Origin of the sequence: Gordonia insulae, from assembly GCF_003855095.1 — a bacterium.
Classification (GTDB): domain Bacteria; phylum Actinomycetota; class Actinomycetes; order Mycobacteriales; family Mycobacteriaceae; genus Gordonia; species Gordonia insulae.
In genome coordinates this window covers 5,147,431-5,170,815 of sequence record NZ_CP033972.1, presented here as the reverse complement: position 1 = coordinate 5,170,815, position 23,385 = coordinate 5,147,431, and the positions used below count along the sequence as shown (strand labels likewise).

The window sequence follows — 23,385 nt, the reverse complement described above, 5'->3', positions numbered from 1 at the left end:
GACCACACACGGCCCGGTGACATTTGTGGTTGGGGTCACTGTAGCGGACGCCCGCTTCTCCCCACACCTGTCCGCGCCCCTCGGTCCCCAACCGATTCCGGGGCGCTTTTCGGGTTCCCTACCCGCCGGTAACCTGCCCTGCGGGATGAGCGTAGCCCATGCCACGCGATTGGCAAAGTGCGCCGGCCATCACAGTCCAGGCACAACAATGGCCCGTGGGGTATCTCACCCACGGGCCATCGGCTGCGTGCTGGTCGGTCCCTGGGAACGAGCCTCAGGGAACCGAGATCACGGGTCTCACACGTTCGGTCGGGGACCGAATGTCACTTGACGGACACCGAAGCGCCGGCCTCTTCGAGCTTGGTCTTGGCAGCCTCGGCGGCGTCCTTGTCGACCTTCTCGAGGATCGCCTTCGGAGCACCCTCGACGAGGTCCTTGGCTTCCTTCAGGCCCAGGCCCGAGACGATCTCACGGACCACCTTGATGACCTGGATCTTCTTGTCGCCTGCGCCCTCGAGCACGACGTCGAACTCGTCCTGCTCGGCAGCGGCCTCGGCGCCACCGGCAGCCGGAGCACCGGCAGCGGCAACGGCGACCGGAGCGGCCGCGGTGACCTCGAAGACCTCTTCGAACTTCTTCACGAAATCGCTGAGCTCCAGCAGGGTCAGTTCCTTGAACTGATCGATGAGCTCGTCAGCGCTGAGCTTCGCCATGGTGGCGTCCTTCCTGTTGTCCCCGTACGGGGTTGTGGTTCATCCCCGTACGGTTCGGGGATTGCTGTGGTGCGGCGAATTACTCGCCGGCTTCGGTTTTCTTCTCCTGCAGGGCCGCGGCGAGGCGCGCCACCTGCGAAGCCGGCTGGTTGAACAGACCGGCAGCCTTTGCCAAGTTGCCCTTCATGGCACCGGCGAGCTTGGCCAACAGAACCTCACGGGTCTCCAGGTCGGCGATCTGTTCGATCTCCGCCACGGACAGCGCACGGCCGTCCATGGTGCCGCCCTTGATGACCAGCGCCTTGTTGTCCTTGGCGAACGTCTTGATCGCCTTCGCGGCCACCACCGGCTCGCCTTCGATGAAGGCGATCGCGGTCGGACCGGTGAACAGCTCGTCGAGCCCTTCCACGCCCGCCTCGGCGGCGGCACGCTTCACCAGGGTGTTCTTGGCGACGGAGTAGGTTGCACCCTCACCGAGGGAACGACGCAGATCGGAGATCTGCTTGACGGACAGGCCACGGTATTCCGTGACGACCGTCGCCGTAGCTCCCTTGAACTGCTCAGCGATCTCCGCAACCGCGGCGACCTTTTCGGACTTGGCCATACTTCGCCTCCTCTCTCATCACTAGAGTTGGGTCGGGCCCAACCGGAGCCGAGAAGGCGAGAAGCTGTCGCACAAACGACAAACGCCCCGGCGCGCAGAGGCACGGGGCGTGAACTGGCGCGTATGTGCGCCGACTCTTCCTCGTTCTCCCTGCGCGGGCCGCCTCATCTCGCTGCCACCTGCTGTGACCTCGGGTGAGGACCTTCGATCGGGACGAAGCCCGATGACCGACGGTCTCTGGTTGAACCGATACGACACACGGATGCGTGTCACACCAAGGAGATAGGCTACCCGACCGTGGTGGACGCAACCAAATCGCCGACCGGCGGACCTGCACCGACGTCGGCGAACGACCGGGCCGCAGCCGCAGCCGAGGCGGTCACCGGCCGCCACCTGCGCAGGATGATGTGCATCCCCGGCACGCGGCTGGCGGCCGTCGCGTGGCCGACACGCACGATCGCGAGCCGGTTCGGGATGTGGCACTACTGGTGGCATGCGCACCTGGTGGACCTGCTGACCGACGCCGCCATCCATCGCCCTCCGGACGAGCGCAGCTTCGACCCCGACGTCGCCGACGACGTCAACCGGCTTCTGCGTGGAATCCGGGCGCGCAACCTCGGCAGATGGACCAACAACTATTACGACGACATGGCCTGGCTGGGGCTGGCGATCGAACGCGCCGACCGCCACCTGGGCCTCGACCATCGCACCGGGCTGCGCACGCTGTCCCGGCGGATGATCGACGCCTGGGTCCCCGACCTCGGCGGCGGCATCCCGTGGCGCACCATGGACCTCTTCTTCAATGCCCCGGCGAACGGACCGGCCGCGATCCTGGTCGCCCGCACCGGCCATCTGGACCGGGCCGCGGCGATGGCGGACTGGATGGATCGCGTCCTCGTCGACGCTGACTCGCATCTGATCATCGACGGCGTCAAACCCGGTGCGCGCGGCGGCGAGATGGAACGCGTGCCAGCGATCTACACCTATTGCCAGGGCGTGGTGCTGGGCACCGAGGTCGAACTGCTGCGGCTCACCGGTGACTCGATCCACGCCGAGCGGATCGACCGACTGCTGCACGCCGTCGAGACCCGGATGTGCGTCGACGGCGTGATCCCGGGCGCCGGCGGCGGCGACGGCGGCTTGTTCGCAGGGATCCTGTCCCGTTATCTGGCGCTCGCGGCGACCGACCTGCCTCGGTCCGACGGCACCGCCGGCCTCCGACGTCGGGCGGCGTCGATCGTGACGGCGTCCGCCGACGCCGCGTGGACGAACCGCGTGGACACCGCCGACGGCCCGGTGTTCGGTCCCGACTGGCGGAAACCGGCCTCGCCGCCGCGCGACGACGGCACCCGGGCACGGTTCGTCGGGGGCGCGGTGAACTCCTCGCAGATCGCCGAGCGCGACCTGTCGGTGCAACTGTCGGCCTGGATGGTGCTCGAGGCCGCCGCCGCCGTCGACCTGCGGCTTCCCGAGCATGCCCAAAAAGACGCCACCTAGTTAGCGATCCGATACCGGGGCTGAGATATCCTCGTCCGGCGAGGTGACGAACACCACATATGTAACGTCCGTCACCGCGCTCCCGACACGAGAGGTGCGGGGACGAGCAAGGCGACGATGCCTCGAGCGCACGGCTGAACGGGACATCACGCCAGGCAGGGTGATGCACCATGACGTACCAGTTGGACGCCGCAGAACAGCCGCAGCCGCGGCGGGGCCGGGCCGGCCGCCCCCTCGGGACAGGGACTGCCCCGCATTTCGGTTCGCTACCGCTCGGTGACCCCACCGGCGGTGCCGACGGCATGCGCTGGCGCGACCAGGTCGACGGCAAGCAGCTCTATCCGCGGGTCGCCATCGACCGCGACGTCATCCTCACGATGAGCGACGGTGTCCGCCTGCGCGCAACGGTGATCCGCCCGGCCAATCGGTTCGGGCAGACGGTTCTGACGCCGTACCCCGCCATCGTCAACATCAATCCGTACAACCGGGTCGCCATCGACCTCCTCGACCACACGCTGCACGCGCCGGTCATCGGCAAGGCGCTGCACACCGCCTCGGCGTCGATCGACGGCACCGGGACCGGCCTCGAGGGCCTCACCACACTCACCAAGACCCTGTCCGGCGGCGTGTTCGACGTCTTCGGCATCAACCGGAACCTCGTGCGCAGCGGCTACGTGCAGGTCATCGTGGACGTGCGCGGCACCGGCGCCAGCCAGGGCAAATGGCAGATCCTGGGCGCCCGGGAGCAGCAGGACTCGGTGGAGATCATCGACTGGGTCGCCGAGCAGGACTGGTGCGACGGCGCCGTCGGCCTCGCCGGCTGGTCGTACTCGGCGATCAACTCGCTGCAGGCCGCCGACAAGCGTCCGCCGGCCCTCAAGGCCGTCTTCGCCGTCGAGGGCTGCGACGACATCGTCCGCGACATCTACATCACCGGCGGTATGCCGTCGGCCTTCATCCCCGCGTGGCTGTCGGTGGTCAATCTGCTCAAGTGGGTACCCAACCCGTCGAGCCCGATCCGCGACGTGCTGCGCGGCGACACCCTGCGCTGGGCGATCGATCGCATCAAGTCGCCGGCCACCGAGATCAGTTCGCTGCTCTGGGGATTCCTCACCGCCCGCGACGACCGCATCTTCGACGACCCGTACTTTGACGAGCGCGATCCCCAGGTGGACCGGATCGAGGTACCCACGTTCACCGTCGGCGCCTGGCACGACCTGTTCGGCCGCAGCGCGACCGGGGTCTACGAACGACTGAAGATGGCTCCCGGACGCAAGCAGATGGTCGTCGGCGACGGCTACCACTTCGACGTCGGGTCCGGATACGGCGGCAAGTTCGCGCCGCCCCGCCTCGATGTACTCGAGCGCGCATGGTTCGATCGGTGGCTCAAGGGTCATCGCAACGGTGTCGACTATTACGGGCCGGTCACCATGCTCCAGCAGGGCGGCGCATGGACGTCGGGCCCGAGCTTCCCGCGGCCCGGTGTGCGCCCGCAACGCCTCTACCTCGACGACGCGCCGTCGGGCACCGCCGAGCACGCCGAACACGACGGTTCGTTGTCGCGTGAACCCGTCGATCACCTGTCGTCGCTGCATGTACAGCCCGATCTGCGCGGCGCGGTGTCCCGCGACATGACGCAGGTGACCGCGGGCGCGGCGATGGCCTTCGGCCGCTCGTTCACGGCCGATGCCCGATACCAGGAGCGCGGCGGGCTCTCGTTCACCACCGCGCCCGTCACCGAGGCGACGACGATCAGCGGCGCGATGAACCTGCGTCTCAACGTGGCGACCACGGCGCACGAGGCCATCTGGGCCGTCACCGTCAACGATGTGGCTCCGGACGGGACGTCGACGGTGCTGACCAACGGCGCATTGTCGTCGTCCAACCGCGCGCTGGACCCATCGTCGTCGACCTACGCATCGGACGGCAGCCTGCTGTCGGCGCACCACTATCTGTCCCGCAAACGCAAGCTGCCGGTGCCGGCCGACGAACCCATCCGCATCGACGTCGACCTCGTGCCCACGGACGCGGTGCTCGAACCCGGCCATCGGCTGCGGGTCGACGTCTACGCCGCCAGCTTCCCCCGCTACCTCACCGTGGTGCCCGACCTGATCAAGGCACGCGGCCGTCGGCAGCGACTCGTCCTGGACCCACGTCATCCGAGCTATCTGACGTTCTGCGCAGGCGGGAACTGGTAGACCGGATTCGGTCTGCCTCGCTTTTCCCGCGGCCTTTCACGCGGAAGTCGTTCAGTCCCGGGCGATCTCGCGCGGTGCTCCCCCGGCCACGTCCACCAGCACCTGCAGGACGTGCGCGATCCCGGGTGTCGCGATGACCCATCCGGCGACGGCCCAGACCAGATTCAGATGGGTCAGCGCCGTGCCGAACGCCCGCACGCCGTCCACTGCCACGACGTCCGTCTCGTAACGCATGCGGCGCAACGCCTCTCGATGACCTTCGGCAGGGCGCACGTCGAGTCCGGCCGGGCGTCGATCAAGGAGCCACCCGGCGAGATCGCTGCACGGGTCGCATCCGCGCGCGAGGTACACCCTGGCGGGCTCGCCGCAGACAGTGGGACGCCACCGCGGCCACCACGGTCGCACCGACCGCCGGTACCCGTCGAACTCCCCACCGAAGCGACGGGCCAACGCATCGTTCTCGACATATGCAGCCAGACCCGACGAGAAGGCCGCGGCGGCGACGGCGGCCCCGGCAAGCGCAGGCAACCCGGTGATGCCGGCCATCACCAGCAACAGCGCGGTACCGCAGAGCTGCATCGGATTCGCCACGTACGCATAAGGTCCCGACGTCACCAGTCGTCGCGGCGGGTCCCACGGATAGGGTGTGCCGCCGTGCCGGGCGAACTCGATCACCGCGGACACCGCCACCAGGGCCACCACCCCGGCGACCTGTACCAGGACGATGTCGAGCGGCCCGCCGATCCGCGCCCACACGTCCGTCCACGGGGTGTCGGTCGATGCCATCGCCGCCGACGGGATCGCGACGATCAGCAACGCACCGAACAACACCATCTGCATGACGACGCGCAGTCCGAGGAACCGGCCACGCGTCGTCGCCTCGGCCAACACGACACCCGGGATCAGGCAGGTCACCACGGCCAGCGCCTCGCCCCACCACCACCCCGACGACAGCGCGACCGCGGGCGTCAGTGACGGCATCGCGTACACGTCCAGGAGAACCAGCGCCACCACGGAATGCGCCGGCCGGATCCAGCGCGCGGCGAGTACCGGGAGCATCGACCATGCCACCGCCCACCCGATCATCAGATCCACGGGCAACCCGAACATGTCGCCGCCCTCGGTCCCGAACGACCACCACCCGACGGCGACCGCCATCACGTTGATCATCGTGAGCCCCAACAGGTTCCACAGCAGCGCGAGCACCGCCGCACCCCGACGACGGACATCGGTCACCGCCAACCACAAGCCGGCCGCGACGACCACCGGCGCCATCACCGCCAGCATCCGCACGGTCGAGACGTCGAGCCAGTCGCCCGCGAACGGCAGGGCGATCATCGGTGCCGGTGGTGGTCGACGTGTGTGCGATCCGTCGCCCGGACCGCAGGCGCGTGGTCATCGACCGCGCGGATCAGATGATCGGCGGCCCGCGACGTCACGACCCGCTCGATCGGACCGAAGTACCACGCCGGCGACAACAGTCGCGTGTAGTGCAGCTCCCAGCGCACCTCGGTCCGGGTCGCATCGACTGCCCGCCAGCTCACCCGCATCTCGCGCCAGCGCAACCAACTCGCGAGCGGGGTGCTGTCGGCGACCGGGGTGAAGGTCACCGATGACGCCGTGCGGGCGCTGACCTCCAGCTCGAGGGCCGAACCGTGCTCGCCCCAATGGTGCTGGGCGACAGGGCCGGACCGATGATGCGCCCCGTCGAAGCCGATCGTCCGGTGCCCGCCGAGAGTCAGTCCGCCGGAATCCGACAGCGGTTGCGGGAACCCGATCGCGAGCACGCCGCGCGGACGCGTGTCGGCAAAACGGAGTGGTGCCGCGAGCGCCGCGGACATTCCGGCGGCCGGGATGTCGACGACCCGGGTGGCCGCGGACATCGCGTCACCCGGCACCGTGAGGACCGGCGTCGTGCCCTCCCGCGCGAGCAGTGCGAGCAGCACCGGCGCGACGAACACCGCGGGGCCACGACCCCGCGCGTCCCGCGCATGCACCGTGGCCCGGCCACCGAGGTAGACGAACAGATAGAAGATGGGGGCGGCCATGAGCACACAGCAGGCGCCCTCGCCGAGCACCGGGATCGACAGCAGCAGCAGGATCGTGGTGACCTTCAACGCGATGCCGGCCGGCCGACGGGCAGGCGAGCTGAGCGTGATGACGACGGCCAGGACCAGCGGGATGCCGACGTAGAGTGCGGCGGATTGCCCCAGCCCGGCGCCCTTCAGCACGTGATAGAGCACGTACCCGACACCGAACGCGGCGATGGCGCCGGCCACCGACCACTGGGTGCGCGTCGGCCGATACGGCGTGCGCGCGACCGGATGACCGGGCGCGTCGCCGTCGTCAGACGTGTTCCCCGGACCGCCGTCGTCGACGTCCTCTGGTGGCTCGCTCACCCGCCCCGCCCCTTCCGCACACGGACATCACATCACCCCGCTGTCCCCGAAGACCACGCGATAGACGAACCCGGTCTCCGGTCCCAGCACGGCGGCGACGAGGTCGATGAGCGTGTCGACGAACCCCCGACCGTGCGCCGGTCCGCCCGAGTCGTCGAGGTGATGGGCCAGTTCGTGCAGGACCACCAGTTCGCGCAGCGCCCACCGCCCCTCGGACGACGACGGGATCGCGATCTCCGCCGTCCCGCTCGCCGTTCGGTGATAGTGCGCCGAGCGATGTCCCTGCCGCTCGCGCACCCCGACAGATTCGCCGGCACGGGTGAACCGCGCGCGTACCGCGGGCATGGCGAGCACCCGGTCGACGTGGTCGCTTACAGAATCCACCGACGCGAAGCGGGCCTCGACGGGCAGGGTCACCTCGGTGCCGGCGATCCGGACGGTCCGCCCCACACCGGGCCGCTCGAACATCTGCAGCACCATGCGCTCGGCCTCGTAGAGCCGGCTGCGTCCGGCGTCGCGCGGCGTCATCGCCGACTCTCCCCGGGTACCGTCGCACGCATTACGATCTGACGGGCGGCCACGCGGAGCGGCCGGTACGCGGACAGGAGAGGTGCGGCGTGAGTTCTCCTTCGCTGAGTGCCCGGGCACAGCAGCGCGCCCTGGCCGCGGCCCAGCGTGCTCGCCGCGTCCCCGGCGCGAACCTCGTGCTGCGCATCCTGCGCGATCTCGCCGTCAACGACGTGACGGATCGCTCGATGACCCTTGCCGCCCAGGCGTTCACCTCGGTGCTGCCGATCGTCATCCTGCTGACGGCGCTGCCCAGCCACACGGTCATCACCAAGGCGCTCAGTGGGTTGGGCATCGATCCCGACTCGGTCGATTTCGTGAAATCCGACCCGGGGTCGATCACCACCATCGGGATCTTCGCCGCGCTGATGACCATCGCCGGCGCCACCTCGCTCTCCCGGGCCCTGGGCCGCATGTACGTGTCGATCTGGCAGGTGACCAAGCTGCCCATCTCCGGCTGGTGGCGATGGGTGGTGGTGATCTTCGCCCTGCCCGTCGGCGTCGTCGCGCAGGGTTTCGCCGCGCCGCTGCACACGCTGACGGTCACCGGATGGACCATAGGGGGGTACGGACCCATCGGTGTCGGACTGGAGGTGCTGGCCACGTTCCTGATCTGGGCGACCATGTGGACCGCACTTCCCAGACTCCTGGTGTCCTCGCAGGTGCCAATGCGACTGATGGCCCTCAACGGCGCGGTGACCGGCGTGTTCATCACGGTCCTGCTGGTGGGCAGCCGCGTGTTCCTGCCCGCCATCCTCGGCGAGACCACCCGCCACTACGGGACACTCGGCGTGGTCTTCGTGGCGATCAGCTGGCTGTTCTTCTTCGCCGCGATCGTCGTGGTGTGCGCCATCGTGGTGCACTCGGCGGTCTGCGACGAGGGCACCGTGGGCTCGTGGCTGCGTCCTCGGGTCGGCACGCCGCGGCCCTTCCCGCGACGGGTCAACGACACATTCGACGAGTTCTTCGGCACGGACGGACGCACCCCCGCACGGTCGACCGAGCCCTGATCGCAGCGCGCTCACTCCTCCAGCGCGCCGCGGGCGTTGCCGAACTCCCGGTCCGCACCGATCTTTGCCCGACGTCCCGCACGATCACCGGCTTTGCGGGCTGCTTCGGAGTACCCCGCCGACGCACTCGACGGCCGCCACGTACCGCGGGCCCTGGACTCCGTGCGGTAGAAGTCCGTCACCTCGATCTCCTTGTCACGCAACGCCACTGCGGTGGCGGATGGGCTCGCCCGCTTCTCCCCGACGCCTGTCCGGTCGGCGTGCCGTCACCGTCGGGATCCGCACCGAGCGCCTCCGCGCGCGCCTGCTCGCGGGCCTCGCTCAACCGCTTGCCGATCCGCTCGGCGAACGCCGACTGGAAGTTCAGCCGGGCGGTGATCGGCGAGAGCGGCTTGGTCTCCACCACCCGCCGTGCGCGCCAGCCGCTTCCACGGGTCACCACCCGGGAGAACTCCTCCCCCTTGTAGGCCCCGGAGCGCAGGTAGGCGTCACTCGCGGCGACCATCTGCACGACGAGCGAGGTGTACAGCGTCTCGCAGGTGTCGATGTCCGCGCCGAAGCCATAGGCCATCACGAACGTCGAGTTGCCCGCGACATCGACCGTGACATCGTTGGCGCGCGCGATCGCGACGAACAGCTGCACGTAGGTCTTCAGACCGCGTTTGCCGGCCGTGCCGATGGCGATCTGGCGCGTCACCGGAGTGGTGTCCCGACGACCCGCCGGATCGTGCGACCGCGCCACCGCCAGGTCGATCGACGCCGCCGTCGCCAGCCGCTGGGCGGCCTGCATGAACGTCTCGGCCTCATGCGGGTTGTCGGTCCCCTCCGCCTGTCGCAGCAGGGCCGAGATCCGGGTCAGCAGCTTGTCATCGCGCATATCTATCAGACTATCCAGCGGGCCGATCGGTTCCACTCGACGCCATATTCGGTGCAGGCATGCGAAATCGGTCGAGCGCTCAGGTGTCGGAACCCTCGGAATCGTCGGGTGCCCAGCGCGCGATGTCCTCGTCGGAGACCTCTCGCTCGTCGGTCCGCTGGGTCATCCGGATGTGGTTGCCGAACGGGTCGCGGAACGCGCAGTCGATGCCGTACGGCTGGTCCTCGGGCTCCTGGGTGAACTCGACGCCCTTGGCGGCGAGGTCGGCATAGGTCGCGCGGCAGTCGTCGGTGGACAGGATGGTCGCACCGAGCGCGCCGATCGTCACCAGCTCACGGACCCGCGCGGCGGCGTCCTCGGAGATCGCCGGCGGACCGGGTAGTGACAACAGGATCTCGCGATCGGGCTGCCCGGGCGTGGCGATGGTCAGCCATCGCATGAATCCCATGTCGACGTCGGTGGTGACGACGAAACCGAGCTTGCCGACGTAGAAGTCGAGCGCGACGTCCTGGTCGAGGACGTAGATGGAGTGGATGCTGATGCCGTTGATCATGCGCCCGACGATACGACGGTCGCGTACTACGACGCTTCTCCGAAACTGCTCGAATTCGCATGCGGCCGCGTCCAGTCCTTCACGAAGCACGACGGCACCCGCGTCGGCGCAGCGGTCAGCCGATACGCGGTCGGGCTCCGCCCGATGATCGCGGTGAACGTCCGGCCGAATGTGCCGAGGCTCTCGTACCCGACCGCACGGGCGACGTCGGTCACCGGGAGTTCGGTGTGGCGCAACAGCGCGCAGGCTCGTTCGATGCGGCGACGCTGCAGATAGCGATGCGGCGTCTCGCCGAACACGTCCCGGAACCGCCGGATGAAATGGGCCGGTGAGATCAGCGCGATGCCGGACAGCGTCGCGATGTCGAGCGGTTCGGCGTACGCACGGTCGATGGCGTCGCGCGCACGCAGCAGACGGCGGTTCTCGTCCTCACGAGGGGTGAACACGCAGTCCAGTGTGGCTCACCGATCAGTGTTGCTCACAGGCGATGCCGTCGCCGTCCCGATCCCGGCCACTCTTGTTGGCGTCGTAGACGTCCTGGTCCACCGTGAAATCGGTGACCGGGGTCCCCGACGTCGAGTCGACGGCGCCGGGTTCCCCGACACCGTGCGGATAGTCGCCGTTCAACGCGTCGCAGTTCTTGTAGGTCGTCGCCGCTTCCGCCGGCGCCGCCACCGCCAGCGGCGCGATCACCACCGCCGCCGATGCCAGCATTCCGACGACGATTCTCCGCGAGTACCGCATGACGACCTCTTCCCACATTCCTCGATGAACCCCGTCACGATAGCCGTCACGAGGTGCACGGGAAAGAAACCGACTCGGGAATCACCCGAACGATGGACGCGCCTAGAGACCGAACTTCGCCTGCATGGCCCGCAGTGTCTCCGCCGAGTGCATCAGGCCGGAGAGTTCGTCGTCGGACATCGGCATCTCCAGCCGCGTCTGCGCGCCTCCCCGATCGACGATGGTCGGCAGCGAGAGGCAGACGTCGTCGAGACCCTCGTAGCCGGTCGCAACCGTGGAGACCGGCAGCACACGGTGCTCATTGTTGAGCACCGCCTCGACGATGCGGGTGGCGGCCAGGCCGATCGCATAGTTCGTGGCGCCCTTGCCCTCGATGATCTTGTACGCGGCGTGCACCACCTCGTGGTGGATCCGCTCGCGGGCCGCCGCGTCGATGGCCTGCCCGTCGCCCAACGGCTTCCAGTGCAGCAGTGGCACACCGCCGATGCTCGCGGAACTCCACAGCGGGATCTCGCTGTCACCGTGTTCGCCGACGATGTAGGCGTGGACGTTCTGCACCGCGACGTCGCAGTGCTGCGCGATGAGGAACCGCAACCGGGAGGAGTCGAGGACCGTGCCCGACCCGAACAGCTGATTGTTCGGCAGGCCACTGTATTTCAGAGCGGCATAGGTGACGATGTCGACCGGGTTGGTGACCATGATGTAGACCGCGTTCGGTGCGACCTCGAGCACGCCCGGCATGATCTTCTTCGTCAAACCGATGGTGGCCTCGGCCAATTCGAGCCGCGACTGCCCGGGCTTCTGTTTCGCACCTGCGGTGAACACCACGACGTCGGCGTCCGCGCACACCGACACGTCGTCGTCGCCGATGATGTCGGCTCGCGGCACGAACTCGAGACCGTGTGACATGTCGAGGACCTCGGCGGTCACCTTCGCGGTGTTGATGTCCATCAGCGCGATCGTGCGGGCCACACCTCTGATCAGTGACGCGTATGCGACGGCCGTACCGACCGCTCCTGCTCCGATGATCGCCAGCTTCGTCGGTCGTACTTCCATCAAAGTCACCGCCTGGTCTCGTGAGTCCGCCCCTGCCCGCGATTATTCACGTACCCCGACCTCCGTGCAGCGAGACGACGAGATGACCCGGCCGTCAACGACAAAGCCCCCGACCACTCGCGTGATCGGGGGCTTCGAGTCGAGAGCTCGGATCAGTCGGTCGCGGTCTCCGCGAAGTTGCGACTCACCTGCGGGTCGACCGGGATGCCCGGGCCCGTGGTGGTCGAGACGGTGACCTTCTTGATGTAGCGGCCCTTCGCTGCCGACGGCTTCGCACGCATGATCTCGTCGTAGGCGGCGCCGTAGTTCTCGGCGAGCTTCTGAACATCGAATGACGCCTTACCGATGACGAAGTGCAGGTTCGCTGCCTTGTCGACGCGGAAGTTGATCTTGCCGCCCTTGATGTCGTTGATGGCCTTGGTGACGTCGGTGGTCACGGTGCCGGTCTTCGGGTTCGGCATCAGACCGCGCGGGCCGAGGACGCGCGCGATGCGGCCGACCTTGGCCATCTGGTCCGGGGTGGCGATCGCCGCGTCGAAGTCGAGCCAGCCGCCCTGGATCTTCTCGATCAGATCCTCGGCGCCCACCTCGTCGGCGCCTGCGGCGACGGCCTCGGCGGCCTTGTCGCCGGCGGCGAACACGATGACGCGTGCGGTCTTACCGGTGCCGTGCGGCAGGTTGACGGTGCCACGGACCATCTGGTCTGCCTTGCGCGGGTCGACACCCAGGCGAACGGCGACCTCGACGGTCGAGTCGGTGTTCTTCGACGACGTGTCCTTGGCGAGCTGCGCAGCTTCCAGCGGGCTGTACAGCTTGCTCTTGTCGACCTGCTCCGCGGCGGCGCGGTAGGCCTTGCTCTTCTGTGCCATTGCTCTGTTCTTTCTCCGTTGTAGATGTTCGGGTTAGTGGTTGATGGGCCGAGCCGGCCCTCCCACGGGTTTCTGCTGATCGAGTAGCTGCGATTCCTGCTGATCGAGTGGCTGCGAGCCGCCAGGCGAGCAGCGTATCGAGATCGCGGGCAACTCAGCCCTCGACGGTGATACCCATCGAGCGAGCGGTGCCGGCGATGATCTTCGCGGCCTGCTCGACGTCGTTGGCGTTGAGGTCTTCCTGCTTGGTCTTGGCGATCTCACGGACCTGGTCCATGCTGACCTTGCCGACCTTCTTGACGTGCGGCTCGCCCGAGCCCTTCTGCAGGCCTGCGGCCTTGAGGAGGAGCTTTGCGGCCGGCGGGGTCTTCAACTTGAAGTCGAAGGACCGGTCTTCGTACACGAAGATCTCGACCGGGATGACGTTGCCACGCTGCGACTCGGTCGCCGCGTTGTACGCCTTGCAGAACTCCATGATGTTCACGCCGTGCTGACCGAGCGCCGGACCCACGGGCGGAGCCGGGTTGGCCGCGCCTGCCTGGATCTGGAGCTTGATGATCCCGGCGAGCTTCTTCTTCTTGGGAGGCATCTAATTGTTCCTTGGTTGTTTCTTGCAGATCCACGTCCGCTGGAGACGTGAAAGTCTTGTGTCCCGCGTGGGGGCTAAATCTTCTCGACCTGGTTGAAGCCGAGCTCGACCGGGGTCTCGCGACCGAAGATCGACACCAGCACCTTGACCTTGCGCTGCTCGGCGTTGACCTCACTGATCGATGCGGGCAGCGTCGCGAACGGGCCGTCCATGACGGTGACCGACTCGCCGACCTCGAAGTCCACCTCGATGACCGCGGTCGCCGCGGCGGCGGCCGCCTCGACACCCTCGGCCCCGGCACCGGCGCGCGCAGGCTTCTTGGCCTCCACGCGCGGCATCAGGAACTGCAGCACCTCGTCGAGCGACAACGGCGACGGCTTGGAGGTCATCCCGACGAATCCGGTCACACCCGGGGTGTTGCGCACCGCGCCCCACGACTCGTCGTTGAGGTCCATGCGCACCAGGATGTATCCCGGCAGCACCTTGCGGTTGACCTTCTTCGGCTGACCGTTCTTGATCTCGGTGACCTCTTCGGTCGGTACCTCGACCTGGAAGATGTAGTCGCCGACGTCGAGGTTCTGGACGCGGGTCTCGAGGTTGGCCTTCACCTTGTTCTCGTAGCCGGCGTAGCTGTGGATCACGTACCAGTCACCGGGCGCGCGACGCAGCTGCTTGCGCAGTTCCTCGACCGGGTCGGCGTCCTCGGCGGGCGCTTCCTCGGCAGCGACCTCGTCGGCCACCTCGACCTCGTCGGCGACGGCGTCCTCGATGGCTTCCTCGACAGCGGCCTCGCCGCCCTCGACGGCTGCAGCGTCATCCTCGGCGGCCTCGACCTGTGCCTCGACACCGGGATCGTCGGTCTCGTCGACGGTGTCCACCGCCGACTGGTCGATTCCGTCGACCGACTCTGGGGTCGATTCGATCTCGTTCTCCGGGGTGCTCACTGCAGCCCACGCTCCTCTGTCGGTTTCCGGTCGTCCTGGCCTCGGCCTGTGCCCACTCGCGCGGGTCGCGTCAGCCGAACAGCCAGAGGACTCCCTTGGCGAAGACGACGTCGAGACCCGAGATGAAGGCGGTCATGATGATCACGAAGACCAGCACGACGATCGTGTAGGTGATCATCTCCCGGCGCGTGGGCCAGATGACCTTCTTCAGTTCGGCGACGACCTGCTGCAGGAAAACCCAGATCCGAACGAACGGATTCCGGCTCTCGCCCTCAGCTGCCTTCTTCTTGCGTTCCTTGACCGCGACGGCGGATCCGGTGTCGGATTCCGTCTCGCTGTCGGTGCTGGAGGCACTCGTCGACGATCGACGACCTCGCGACGAGCGCTTGCCCGACGGCCGGAGTTCGGCCGACGTGTCGGCACCACCCTCGGTGCCCTCGCTACCTTCGAGCTCCTCCACCGAGTCGGCAGCGGCGTCTTCTCCCGCGCCTTTGGCGCGGGCAGCTCGATCTCGCTTGCTCACCTTCGAGGTTCCTCTCGTCAACGTGTGCCCTCACCAGGGCAGGGGCGACAGGACTTGAACCTGCAACCTGCGGTTTTGGAGACCGCTGCTCTGCCAGTTGAGCTACGCCCCTTTGCGACTGTTTCGCGGCTCGACGCCACGGTACAGCTGCCATCTCGATCGCCTCCGCCGGAAACCTCCCGACAAAACCAACGCGCCACCCTATTGGGCAGCGCGCAAGTCTGAGCCAATCCAGACACTTCAGTGTAGATCACCCGCACCGTCTAACCCAAAACGCCCCGGAACTGCTCCTGTCCACCGGTCACAACGCACCCACCAGGATCTCCACGGCCTCGGCGTAGCGCTCGGGCGGGGCGGCGGCGAAGTTGAGCCGGATGAACGGACCCGTCGGCTCGGTCGGGAACCACTCCCCGCCCGGTGAGATCGACAGTCCGCGGCCGAGGGTGCGTGCCGCGACGAGCTCCGGATCCGTCGGCGCGCCGTCGGAACCGTGACCGGGCAGTTCCGCCCATACGTTCAGCCCGCCACGCGGCGGTCGGGCCACGTCGATCTGCGGGGCACGGGTGGCGAGCTCGTCCACCAGCGTGTCGCGGCGCAGCTGCAGAGCGCGCCGGAGCCGTTGGATGTGGGTGCGCCACCCGGGCCGCGACACGACGTCGAGCGCCACCGCCTGCAGCACCGGGGAGACGTACAGGTCGGACACGGTCAGCGCGTTCTCGATGCGCGAGCGGGCCGGGCCACGCGCGAGCACCGCGGCCACCCGGACCGTCAACGAGAGACTCTTCGTCAGCGACCGGATGTAGACGACATGTCCGTCGGTGTCGGCAGACACCAACGGTCGCGGCGGGGTCTCCATCGCGAAGTCGTGCGCCCAGTCGTCCTCGACGATGAACGCCCGATGCGCGCGCACCACATCCAACACCTGGGCGCGCTGCGTCGCCGTCCACACATCGCCGGTCGGATTCGCATAGGTGGGCTGGGCGTAGCAGAGCCGTGCACCCGATGATGCGAACGCGTCGTCGAGGTCGGCGTCGCTCGGTGCGCCGTCGGTGCGCGGCACCGGCACGATCACCAGACCCGCCTGCCGCGCCGCCGCGATGGCACCCCAGTAGGTGGGCGACTCCATCACGATCGGATCACCCGGTGCCGCCAGGGCACGAAACGTCGCGGCGAGGGCGGCCTGCCCACCCGAGGCGATGACGGCGTCGGTGTCGCGCCAGCCGTCGGCGCCGAGGTCGTCGACGAACCAACGGCGGAGATCGGGAAGCCCGGCCGTGGGCGGGCGCTGGAAGGCGTCGTGGCGGTATCGCCCCGGCCCGCTCGCTCCTCCCCCGGCGCCACGGGAGACACGAGCGAATGCGCTCCGGATCTCGCGGATCGGTAGCAGGTCGGCGTCGGGGTAGCCGCTGTGCATCGCAATGGTGTCGTGCGGGATCTGACGCATCGACGATCCGACCGGGGACGGACCACCCCGCTCCGGACCGAGCGCGGCCGTCTGCCAGGCAACATCGGCGCGAGTCGCCGGTGCCGATCGTCCGCGAACGAATGTGCCCAGCCCCGAACGTGTCTCGACGATCCCCTCACTCACCAACACGGCCAGTGCACGCTGCACCGTGACCGGACCGGCGCCGAACCGCGCGGCCAGCGCACGCGTCGAGGGCAGCCTGCTCCCCGGCTCGGCGGCAAGCGCGAGGGAACGGAGGTGACGCGCGATTCGGTCACTGCTATCGTCGGACATGAGAACTGATAGTAGCGCTATCGCGAAAGTATCCGCGGTGCTACCGCGGACCGGACTGCTCTGGGGCCTGCTCGGTGTGGTCGCATTCTCGTTCACCGTGCCCTTCACCCGTGTCGCGGTGGTCGGTCTCGATCCGCTGTTCATAGGTTGCGGCCGTGCCGTCGTCGCTGCCGTGCTGGCAGCGATCGCATTGTCCATCGGCCGGGCCACGCTGCCGACCGCATCCCAGTGGCTGCGACTGGTCCCCGTGTCGGTGGGCGTGGTCGCCGGATTCCCGATCCTCACCTCGCTCGCCCTGCGCGACGTCGGCGCCGGGCACTCGGCCGTCGTCATCGGCGTGCTGCCGGCCGCGACGGCGCTGGTTGTGGTGGCCCGCACCCACGAGCGGCCGGCCCGACGCTTCTGGATCGGTGCCGCCCTCGGGGTGCTCGCGACGGTCGTGTTCACCGTCGCCGGACACGGCGGAATCCAGGCCCCGGGCATCGGTGACCTGTACCTGATCGGCGCCGTCGTGCTGGCCGCGATCGGCTATGCGCAGGGTGGCGTGATGGCGCGTGAACTCGGGGCCTGGCAGACCATCTGCTGGGCGCTGCTGCTGGCACTCCCGGCCATGCTCATCGCGACGGTGTCCGTCACCGGCGGGCATCTGCCCCACGCGAGCGCACACCAGTGGATGGCGTTCGGCTACCTCTCGGCCGTCAGCATGTTCCTGGGATTCTTCGCCTGGTACCGCGGACTGGCGATCGGGCCGATGACGACCGTCAGCCAGGTCCAACTCGTGCAGCCGGTACTGACCGTCGCATGGGCCGTGTTGTTCCTGGGCGAGCAACTGACGGTCCCCATGGTGATCGGTGGCGCCGCAGTGATCGGATGTGCCGCGTTCGCCGTGCGCAGCCGGGTCACGACGACCCCACCCAGCACGACAGCGCGGCGTCCGATGGACGAACCATCTCGCGCCGCGCTGGGGTGACCTGTATGCGGGTGGATCAGTTGAACTGCACGTGCGCCTGCGCGCGACCGAAGATCTTCCGATCCCCCTGCTTCGCGACGATCGCGATGACGCCACGGCGGGTCTCCGGGTCCAGGGACTTCACCTTGCCGGTGAAGTCGACCTGCGCGTACCCCTCGGCCGGTACGTAGACCGGGCTGGTGAACCGCACGTTGTACTCGAAGATGGCTGCCGGATCGCCGACGAAACTGCTGATGAAGCTGGCACCGAGACCCATCGACTGCATGCCGTGCGCCACCACCGTCTCCAGTCCGATCACCTTGGCGACCTCATCGGAGAAGTGGATCGGGTTCGGATCACCGGCGACGCCCGCGTAGTTGACGAGGTTGCCGCGGGTGAGCGTCTTGGTCATCGGCGGCAGTTCCTGGCCGACGGACAGATCGTCGAAGTCGATGGCCGAATAGGCCTTCGGTGCGACCTGCGGGTCCGGCCGGTCGTACCGATCGAACGGCCCGTGCACGGTCTTGGGCAGATCCGGCTCGCGATCGACCTTCATCATCACGTGCTCGAGCTTGTCCAGGACGTCGGGGTCGGCCTCCACGGCCGGCCGCGCGACCAGGCTGGTCCAGGTCGTCATGACCGGCTCGTCGCGCTGGTTCCAGATGATGTTCTTGGTGATCATCACGTCGGTGCCGGCCATCTGGCGGAAGGAGTCGAGGGAGACGTCGCAGATGAGCTGGTCGCCGACCTTGATCGGGTTGTGGAACACCAGGCGCTGGTCGGTCTGCATGATCTGCCACAGGTCGTATCCGGTGACGACGTCCTCGAACAGACGACGCTGGGCGATGATGCCGAGCACCGACACGAACGTGGGCGCCGCGATCAGGGTGTCGTGACCCATCTCGGCGGCAGCGGCCTCGTTCCAGTGCACGGGGTGATCGTCCTGGACGGCACGAGCGTGCTTGCGGATCTCTTCACGGCCGACCTCGTAGTAGTCGTCGACCGTGTAGTTGAAGCCCACCATCTGCGTGGTGTGGGCCGCGATCTCGTCGGGCGTGAGCTTGACGCCGCTCTTCAAGGCCTCGATCCGTTCCTGTATCTCGGCTTCGGTGATCGTCATCGGATGCCGCTCCTTTGCTCGGCCATACCCGATGGCCGGAATCTCGTGGACCGACCCTCGTCGGCGAGGGGCCGGGCGTGGTCCACAGCGGGAGGGGTGCTGCTCGCGGAGGGCAACCCGTCGCTACCGCTCGTTGTGTACTGCCGTTCGTACTCTGTGGGGGACCCGTGACGGCATCCCCTTGCCACGGTAATGGCTGCGGGCCACCTCTTCATCAGAGGTAGCCCGCGTGTATGCCAAAAGCCGTCGATCGCTATCGCGATTCCGACGACGGAGTCGTCAGCGCGACTCCTTGTGCGCCTGATGCTTGCCACAGTTCGGGCAGAACTTCTTGATCTCGAGGCGATCGGGATCGTTGCGACGGTTCTTCTTCGTGATGTAGTTGCGGTGCTTGCACACCTCGCACGCCAAGGTGATCTTGGGGCGGACATCTGTTGAGGAGGCCACTTCGTTGCCTTCTTTCGGGTGGTACGGGGCGGGCTCGGCAGCCTCTCGGCGACGGCCCAGGGTTGTCGGCGCCGTGCTGGTCGGCACCGATGTGTAGCGGTGGAGGGACTCGATCCCTCGACCTCACGATTATGAGTCGTGCGCTCTAACCAGCTGAGCTACACCGCCATGTGGACTGGGGTCCATCGAGCCCCCTGACGGAATCGAACCGTCGACCTTTTCCTTACCATGGAAACGCTCTGCCGACTGAGCTAAGGGGGCGTACCCGAACAATCCCGAGGGCCTGTTCGAGAGCCTTAACGAGGTTACACACGAACCCAGGCGCTCACCAAATCGCTGGTCAGCGACCGGTGGCGAGCGCCATGAGTTCAGCGTGGACCACGTTGTGGCAGGTATAGGATTCGAACCTATGTAGCTTGCGCGACGGATTTACAGTCCGCTCCCTTTGGCCGCTCGGGCAACCTGCCGTGCCGTCCGTCGGGCCGGTCACCGGCCGTAAGAACAACGCCGTGAAGAATACAACGAACCGACCATGTGAGTGCAAACCCGCTGGTAGATGACGCACTTGCACGAGGGCGGTCATCGGGCGGCGGCCGGCGGGACGCTAGGGTGTCGGTCATGGCTGATTCATCGTTCGACGTGGTGAGCAAGATCGACCGCCAGGAGGTCGACAACGCCCTCAACCAGGCCGCCAAGGAGCTGTCGCAGCGCTACGACTTCCGCGGCACCAACACCGGCATCGACTGGTCCGGTGAGGAGACCATCGTGATCACCTCCGACGCCGAGGAGCGCGCGCTGGCCGGCCTCGAGGTCTTCAAGGAGAAGTTGATCCGCCGCGACATCTCGCTCAAGGCCTTCGACGCCGGCGAACCCGCGGCATCCGGCAAGACGTTCAAGATCAGCGGCAACCTGGTGCAGGGCATCGACTCGGACCACGCCAAGAAGATCTCCAAGAAGATCCGCGACGAGGGACCCAAGGGCGTCAAGGCACAGATCCAGGGCGACGAACTGCGCGTGTCGAGCAAGAAGCGCGACGACCTGCAGGCCGTCATCGCGCTGCTCAAGGGCGAGGACTTCGGGATCGCCCTGCAGTTCGTGAACTACCGCTAGGCCTTCCCTCCCGCTGATCGAGTAGCAGCCGGCCCCTACCGCTGATCGAGTACCGGGCGGCCCCCTCCCGCTGATCGAGTAGCGGGCGGCCCCCTCCCGCTGATCGAGTAGCGGGCGGCCCCCTCCCGCTGATCGAGTAGCGGGCGGCCCCCTCCCGCTGATCGAGTAGCGGCCGAGGCGCCAGCCGAGGCCGCGTATCGAGATCACCGCACCCGGCCTCGATACGCCCCTCGCCTAGCGGCTCGGGCCTACTCGACCAGCGGAAGTCCTCCCCTTTCTGATCGCGGATCGAGATCACCCCTTGACCAGGGACTAGACTGAACAGGTCGCGCGTTGCGGCGAGCATCCGGAAGGCCACCCATCACACATTCTCCCGCCCCGATCGATGTCTACTTCGCCACACCGGAGCAGGATTCGCGCCATGGCACCGCGCGTTCGTCGGCACCCGACGAACACACTTCCGACGTGGTCCGGTTCGACGGCCGCCTCGCACTGATCAACACCGACACCACGCCGCACGAGGCGATGGTCGATGACCTCCTGTTCATCCGCGACGCACTCGACAACGCCGGGATCGATTATCTGCTGGTGCGAGGAAACGACGAACGCCCGGTCCTGGCCATCGATTGGGCGCAACGCAAGCAACTCCGGTCGGCGTTGGCCGTCGCATGTGCAGGCCATCCGTTCTACGCGAAAACCGTTGGCGCCAAACGTGGTCGACTCTCCCTGGTCTCCGACGGCACGTTGTCGACGCACCGCAAGGCGCGGGTGTTCCGGGTGTTCCGCCCGCGCGTCCACCTGGCCAGCGGCATGAGGTACGGGGCGTCGACCGGTGTGCAGATCGAGCTGTGGGCGACCGACGGCGATGATCTGCTGTTGCCGGTGGCGAACTCGCTGACCCGACGGCAGGTGTCGTCGCGAGAGGCGGTGCGCGGCGAGGTCGAGAGGTTCGGTCGCACGTGGCCGACGTTCGACACGATGTTCGCCCACCAGGCCTCCGACATCACGTTCGACATCGATCTCGTGTTCTCCTGGGTGGACGGGTCCTCCGAGGAGTGGCAAGCCCAGCGCGCCAAGCGAATGCAGAGTTACGTCGTGGGCGAGGGCGACGACTCCGCGGCCCGGTTCCGCCAGATCGACGAGTTGCGGTACGCCCTGCGCAGCGTGCACATGTACGCGCCCTGGGTCCGGCGGATCTTCGTCGCCACCGACTCACCAAGGCCCGCATGGCTTTCCGACGACCCCAGGGTGACCTTCGTGCCCAGTGAGGACTTCTTCGCGGACCCCTCGGTGCTGCCGACCCACAATTCGCAGGCCGTCGAGTCCCAACTCCACCGAATCCCCGGCCTCGCCGAGCACTTCCTGTACTCCAACGACGACATGTTCTTCGGTCGGTCGGTGGCCCCCCAGATGTTCTTCTCACCAGGTGGGGTGAGCATGTTCATCGAGGCCCCGATCCGGATCGGACTGGGATCGAACAACGATCAACGCAGCGGCTTCGAGAACTCCGCACGGGTGAACCGCGGGTTGCTCAGCGATCGGTTCGGCCTGGTGACCACCCGCCATCTCGAGCACGCGGCGACGCCGCTGCGCAAGAGCGTGATGGCGGAGATGGAGGCCAGGTTCCCGACCGAGTTCGCCGCCACCGCGGCCAGCACCTTCCGGGCCGAGACCAACATCTCGGTCACCAATTCGCTGTATCACTACTACGCGCTCATGAGCGGCCGCGCGGTGGTGCAGCGCTCGGCCAAGGTGAAGTACGTCGACACCACCGTCACATCGGGTTTCCGGCAGATGGATTCGCTCCTGAAGAAGCGATCGATGGACTTCTTCTGCCTCAACGACGGCAGCACGCCGGAGGTGGACCTGGACAAGCGCGCCATCAAGGTCACCCAGTTCCTGCAGAACTACTTCCCGATCCCAGCGCCCTGGGAAGCCGGCTGACTCAGCGCCTCAGGGTCAGCGTCTCCGGGCCGGGTATGCGTACTCCGCCCTCACGCAGCCGACGCCGGGTCTCCGCCGACGACACATATTCACCCACCGTGTCGTAGTCGCCCACCGGGGCCACCGAGTGCACGACGGTTTCCGGGTAGACGTGCACCAGATTGAATCCCTGGGCACCGTTGCGGCCACGCAACGCGCCCGCCGGCCCGGTCAGATCCTGGGTGTAGCACGTGGCCGACGCAACCGAGACCGGGATGCCGGCGAACATCGCCGTCGTCGAATAGTGCAGGTGACCGGCGAGAATGGACCGCACGTCACTGCCCCGGACGACATCGGCCAGTCGGTCCTGGTCGCGCAGCTCCACCAGGACGGCGAGGTCGAGCACACACGGCACCGGCGGATGGTGCATGGCGAGGATGCTGCCGTGCTGCGCGGGCACCGACAGCTCCGCGGCCAGCCACGCCAGCTGCTCGTCGGAGATCTCGCCATGATGGTGCCCCGGCACCGAGGTGTCGAGTGTGATGATGCGGAGTCCGTCGACGTCGTACACACGGTCGACCGGCGCCACCGAGGGCGGCTCGTCGAGCAGCTCGGTGCGGAAGTTCGCACGATCGTCGTGGTTTCCGATGGCCCAGATGACTTGGGCACCAATGGAATCGGCGACCCCGTCGACGATCGACCGCAACTTCCGGTAGGCGACCGCTTCTCCCCGGTCGGCCAGGTCTCCGGTGAACAGCAAGGCGTTGGGGCGCGCATGTGACGCCTCGACCTCGGCGAGGATCTGACGCAGTGTCACCTCGCTGTCGACAGCGCCGTAGAGCGGGCCGGGACCGCCGACCAGATGTGTGTCGCTCAGGTGCAGGATCAGATGAGACGGATGTGGGTACTCCGACATCCGGATACCGCCTGGACCCCCGTCGTTCATCGGTCTCCT

23 protein-coding genes, 4 tRNA genes and 1 pseudogene are annotated in these 23,385 nt (G+C 67.5%); 6 read left to right on the top strand and 22 right to left on the bottom strand.

Going from position 1 to position 23,385, the window contains the following annotated elements:
* Nucleotides 1–323: 323 nt before the first annotated feature.
* The gene (gene rplL, locus D7316_RS23640) at nucleotides 324–713 is read right to left on the bottom strand and encodes a 50S ribosomal protein L7/L12 (RefSeq protein WP_124710429.1); all 390 of its coding nucleotides are present in this window, start codon (nucleotides 711–713) and stop codon (nucleotides 324–326) included.
* Nucleotides 714–792: 79 nt separating this feature from the next.
* On the bottom strand, nucleotides 793–1,317 hold the full coding sequence (gene rplJ, locus D7316_RS23635) for a 50S ribosomal protein L10 (protein ID WP_124710428.1): 525 nt from the start codon (nucleotides 1,315–1,317) through the stop codon (nucleotides 793–795).
* A gap of 297 nt (nucleotides 1,318–1,614) precedes the next feature.
* Between rplJ and D7316_RS23630 the strand changes: the two genes are divergently transcribed.
* Both D7316_RS23630 and D7316_RS23625 read left to right on the top strand, forming a co-directional pair.
* The gene (locus D7316_RS23630; RefSeq protein ID WP_232017048.1) at nucleotides 1,615–2,814 is read left to right on the top strand and encodes a glycoside hydrolase family 76 protein; all 1,200 of its coding nucleotides are present in this window, start codon (nucleotides 1,615–1,617) and stop codon (nucleotides 2,812–2,814) included.
* A 170-nt stretch (nucleotides 2,815–2,984) separates the two neighbouring features.
* On the top strand, nucleotides 2,985–5,012 hold the full coding sequence (locus D7316_RS23625; protein ID WP_124710427.1) for a CocE/NonD family hydrolase: 2,028 nt from the start codon (nucleotides 2,985–2,987) through the stop codon (nucleotides 5,010–5,012).
* Nucleotides 5,013–5,063: 51 nt separating this feature from the next.
* Here the strand turns inward: D7316_RS23625 and D7316_RS23620 are convergent, their stop codons facing one another.
* The 3 genes from D7316_RS23620 to D7316_RS23610 are packed head-to-tail and all read right to left on the bottom strand — an operon-like array spanning nucleotide 5,064 to nucleotide 7,939.
* The gene (locus D7316_RS23620; protein ID WP_124710426.1) at nucleotides 5,064–6,350 is read right to left on the bottom strand and encodes a methyltransferase family protein; all 1,287 of its coding nucleotides are present in this window, start codon (nucleotides 6,348–6,350) and stop codon (nucleotides 5,064–5,066) included.
* Complete coding sequence (locus D7316_RS23615; RefSeq protein ID WP_197718296.1) at nucleotides 6,347–7,411, bottom strand: hypothetical protein; 1,065 nt, start codon at nucleotides 7,409–7,411, stop codon at nucleotides 6,347–6,349. Before D7316_RS23615 ends, D7316_RS23620 begins: the two co-directional genes overlap by 4 nt.
* A gap of 27 nt (nucleotides 7,412–7,438) precedes the next feature.
* Entirely contained in the window at nucleotides 7,439–7,939 is a 501-nt protein-coding gene (locus D7316_RS23610; protein ID WP_124710425.1) for a TIGR04338 family metallohydrolase, read from the bottom strand.
* A gap of 89 nt (nucleotides 7,940–8,028) precedes the next feature.
* Here D7316_RS23610 and D7316_RS23605 point away from each other — a divergent pair, with 89 nt between their 5' ends.
* The gene (locus tag D7316_RS23605) at nucleotides 8,029–8,988 is read left to right on the top strand and encodes a YhjD/YihY/BrkB family envelope integrity protein (protein WP_232017047.1); all 960 of its coding nucleotides are present in this window, start codon (nucleotides 8,029–8,031) and stop codon (nucleotides 8,986–8,988) included.
* Nucleotides 8,989–8,999: 11 nt separating this feature from the next.
* On the opposite strand, the pseudogene D7316_RS23600 reads toward D7316_RS23605, so the two are convergent.
* The 11 genes and pseudogenes from D7316_RS23600 to D7316_RS23550 all read right to left on the bottom strand — a co-directional run bounded on the left by D7316_RS23600 (nucleotide 9,000) and on the right by D7316_RS23550 (nucleotide 16,881).
* Nucleotides 9,000–9,865: pseudogene (locus tag D7316_RS23600) on the bottom strand (DUF2786 domain-containing protein).
* 79 nt (nucleotides 9,866–9,944) lie between these two features.
* The gene (locus tag D7316_RS23595; RefSeq protein WP_124710424.1) at nucleotides 9,945–10,418 is read right to left on the bottom strand and encodes a VOC family protein; all 474 of its coding nucleotides are present in this window, start codon (nucleotides 10,416–10,418) and stop codon (nucleotides 9,945–9,947) included.
* A 26-nt stretch (nucleotides 10,419–10,444) separates the two neighbouring features.
* Nucleotides 10,445–10,864 (bottom strand): helix-turn-helix domain-containing protein, encoded by a 420-nt coding sequence (locus D7316_RS23590; RefSeq protein WP_124710423.1) that lies wholly within the window; start codon nucleotides 10,862–10,864, stop codon nucleotides 10,445–10,447.
* Between the two features lie 22 nt (nucleotides 10,865–10,886).
* Entirely contained in the window at nucleotides 10,887–11,162 is a 276-nt protein-coding gene (locus tag D7316_RS23585) for an excalibur calcium-binding domain-containing protein (protein WP_124711538.1), read from the bottom strand.
* Nucleotides 11,163–11,264: 102 nt separating this feature from the next.
* Nucleotides 11,265–12,218, bottom strand: a complete 954-nt coding sequence (locus D7316_RS23580; RefSeq protein WP_124710422.1) for an L-lactate dehydrogenase — start codon at nucleotides 12,216–12,218, stop codon at nucleotides 11,265–11,267.
* Between the two features lie 152 nt (nucleotides 12,219–12,370).
* Complete coding sequence (gene rplA, locus D7316_RS23575; protein ID WP_124710421.1) at nucleotides 12,371–13,087, bottom strand: 50S ribosomal protein L1; 717 nt, start codon at nucleotides 13,085–13,087, stop codon at nucleotides 12,371–12,373.
* 154 nt (nucleotides 13,088–13,241) lie between these two features.
* Nucleotides 13,242–13,676, bottom strand: coding sequence for a 50S ribosomal protein L11 (gene rplK / locus D7316_RS23570; RefSeq protein ID WP_124710420.1), 435 nt, complete (start codon nucleotides 13,674–13,676; stop codon nucleotides 13,242–13,244).
* Nucleotides 13,677–13,750: 74 nt separating this feature from the next.
* Nucleotides 13,751–14,620, bottom strand: a complete 870-nt coding sequence (nusG, locus tag D7316_RS23565) for a transcription termination/antitermination protein NusG (RefSeq protein WP_124710419.1) — start codon at nucleotides 14,618–14,620, stop codon at nucleotides 13,751–13,753.
* Between the two features lie 70 nt (nucleotides 14,621–14,690).
* Nucleotides 14,691–15,143 (bottom strand): preprotein translocase subunit SecE, encoded by a 453-nt coding sequence (gene secE / locus D7316_RS23560; protein ID WP_124710418.1) that lies wholly within the window; start codon nucleotides 15,141–15,143, stop codon nucleotides 14,691–14,693.
* 39 nt (nucleotides 15,144–15,182) lie between these two features.
* Nucleotides 15,183–15,255: transfer RNA gene (locus tag D7316_RS23555), tRNA-Trp, on the bottom strand.
* Between the two features lie 189 nt (nucleotides 15,256–15,444).
* Nucleotides 15,445–16,881, bottom strand: a complete 1,437-nt coding sequence (locus D7316_RS23550; RefSeq protein WP_124710417.1) for an aminotransferase-like domain-containing protein — start codon at nucleotides 16,879–16,881, stop codon at nucleotides 15,445–15,447.
* Here D7316_RS23550 and D7316_RS23545 point away from each other — a divergent pair.
* Nucleotides 16,880–17,851 (top strand): DMT family transporter, encoded by a 972-nt coding sequence (locus D7316_RS23545; protein ID WP_124710416.1) that lies wholly within the window; start codon nucleotides 16,880–16,882, stop codon nucleotides 17,849–17,851. The genes D7316_RS23550 and D7316_RS23545 overlap by 2 nt on opposite strands.
* A 16-nt stretch (nucleotides 17,852–17,867) precedes the next feature.
* Here D7316_RS23545 and D7316_RS23540 read toward each other — a convergent pair whose 3' ends face one another.
* The 5 genes from D7316_RS23540 to D7316_RS23520 all read right to left on the bottom strand — a co-directional run bounded on the left by D7316_RS23540 (nucleotide 17,868) and on the right by D7316_RS23520 (nucleotide 19,864).
* Nucleotides 17,868–18,950 (bottom strand): fused (3R)-hydroxyacyl-ACP dehydratase subunits HadA/HadB, encoded by a 1,083-nt coding sequence (locus D7316_RS23540; protein WP_124710415.1) that lies wholly within the window; start codon nucleotides 18,948–18,950, stop codon nucleotides 17,868–17,870.
* 279 nt (nucleotides 18,951–19,229) lie between these two features.
* Entirely contained in the window at nucleotides 19,230–19,397 is a 168-nt protein-coding gene (gene rpmG, locus D7316_RS23535) for a 50S ribosomal protein L33 (RefSeq protein ID WP_003929651.1), read from the bottom strand.
* A gap of 94 nt (nucleotides 19,398–19,491) precedes the next feature.
* Nucleotides 19,492–19,565: transfer RNA gene (locus D7316_RS23530), tRNA-Met, on the bottom strand.
* 20 nt (nucleotides 19,566–19,585) lie between these two features.
* Nucleotides 19,586–19,658 (bottom strand) — tRNA-Thr (locus tag D7316_RS23525).
* A 125-nt stretch (nucleotides 19,659–19,783) separates the two neighbouring features.
* A tRNA-Tyr gene (locus tag D7316_RS23520) sits at nucleotides 19,784–19,864 on the bottom strand.
* Between the two features lie 151 nt (nucleotides 19,865–20,015).
* Between D7316_RS23520 and D7316_RS23515 the strand changes: the two genes are divergently transcribed.
* A complete protein-coding gene (locus tag D7316_RS23515; RefSeq protein ID WP_124710414.1) occupies nucleotides 20,016–20,507 on the top strand; it encodes a YajQ family cyclic di-GMP-binding protein in 492 nt (163 codons plus the stop codon).
* A gap of 525 nt (nucleotides 20,508–21,032) precedes the next feature.
* Entirely contained in the window at nucleotides 21,033–22,451 is a 1,419-nt protein-coding gene (locus D7316_RS23510; RefSeq protein ID WP_124711537.1) for a stealth family protein, read from the top strand.
* A 1-nt stretch (nucleotide 22,452) separates the two neighbouring features.
* On the opposite strand, the gene D7316_RS23505 is transcribed toward D7316_RS23510, so the two are convergent.
* A complete protein-coding gene (locus tag D7316_RS23505; protein WP_232017046.1) occupies nucleotides 22,453–23,376 on the bottom strand; it encodes a phosphodiesterase in 924 nt (307 codons plus the stop codon).
* Nucleotides 23,377–23,385: the final 9 nt, after the last annotated feature.

Coding starts and splice junctions, on each gene's coding strand:
- rplL (WP_124710429.1), bottom strand. CDS start 713: ATGGCGAAGCTCAGCGCTGACGAGCTCATCGATCAGTTCAAGGAACTG.
- rplJ (WP_124710428.1), bottom strand. CDS start 1,317: ATGGCCAAGTCCGAAAAGGTCGCCGCGGTTGCGGAGATCGCTGAGCAG.
- D7316_RS23625 (WP_124710427.1), top strand. CDS start 2,985: ATGACGTACCAGTTGGACGCCGCAGAACAGCCGCAGCCGCGGCGGGGC.
- D7316_RS23620 (WP_124710426.1), bottom strand. CDS start 6,350: ATGATCGCCCTGCCGTTCGCGGGCGACTGGCTCGACGTCTCGACCGTG.
- D7316_RS23610 (WP_124710425.1), bottom strand. CDS start 7,939: ATGACGCCGCGCGACGCCGGACGCAGCCGGCTCTACGAGGCCGAGCGC.
- D7316_RS23595 (WP_124710424.1), bottom strand. CDS start 10,418: ATGATCAACGGCATCAGCATCCACTCCATCTACGTCCTCGACCAGGAC.
- D7316_RS23585 (WP_124711538.1), bottom strand. CDS start 11,162: ATGCGGTACTCGCGGAGAATCGTCGTCGGAATGCTGGCATCGGCGGCG.
- D7316_RS23580 (WP_124710422.1), bottom strand. CDS start 12,218: ATGGAAGTACGACCGACGAAGCTGGCGATCATCGGAGCAGGAGCGGTC.
- rplA (WP_124710421.1), bottom strand. CDS start 13,087: ATGGCACAGAAGAGCAAGGCCTACCGCGCCGCCGCGGAGCAGGTCGAC.
- rplK (WP_124710420.1), bottom strand. CDS start 13,676: ATGCCTCCCAAGAAGAAGAAGCTCGCCGGGATCATCAAGCTCCAGATC.
- D7316_RS23545 (WP_124710416.1), top strand. CDS start 16,880: ATGAGAACTGATAGTAGCGCTATCGCGAAAGTATCCGCGGTGCTACCG.
- D7316_RS23550 (WP_124710417.1), bottom strand. CDS start 16,881: ATGTCCGACGATAGCAGTGACCGAATCGCGCGTCACCTCCGTTCCCTC.
- D7316_RS23540 (WP_124710415.1), bottom strand. CDS start 18,950: ATGACGATCACCGAAGCCGAGATACAGGAACGGATCGAGGCCTTGAAG.
- D7316_RS23515 (WP_124710414.1), top strand. CDS start 20,016: ATGGCTGATTCATCGTTCGACGTGGTGAGCAAGATCGACCGCCAGGAG.
- D7316_RS23510 (WP_124711537.1), top strand. CDS start 21,033: ATGGTCGATGACCTCCTGTTCATCCGCGACGCACTCGACAACGCCGGG.
- D7316_RS23505 (WP_232017046.1), bottom strand. CDS start 23,376: ATGAACGACGGGGGTCCAGGCGGTATCCGGATGTCGGAGTACCCACAT.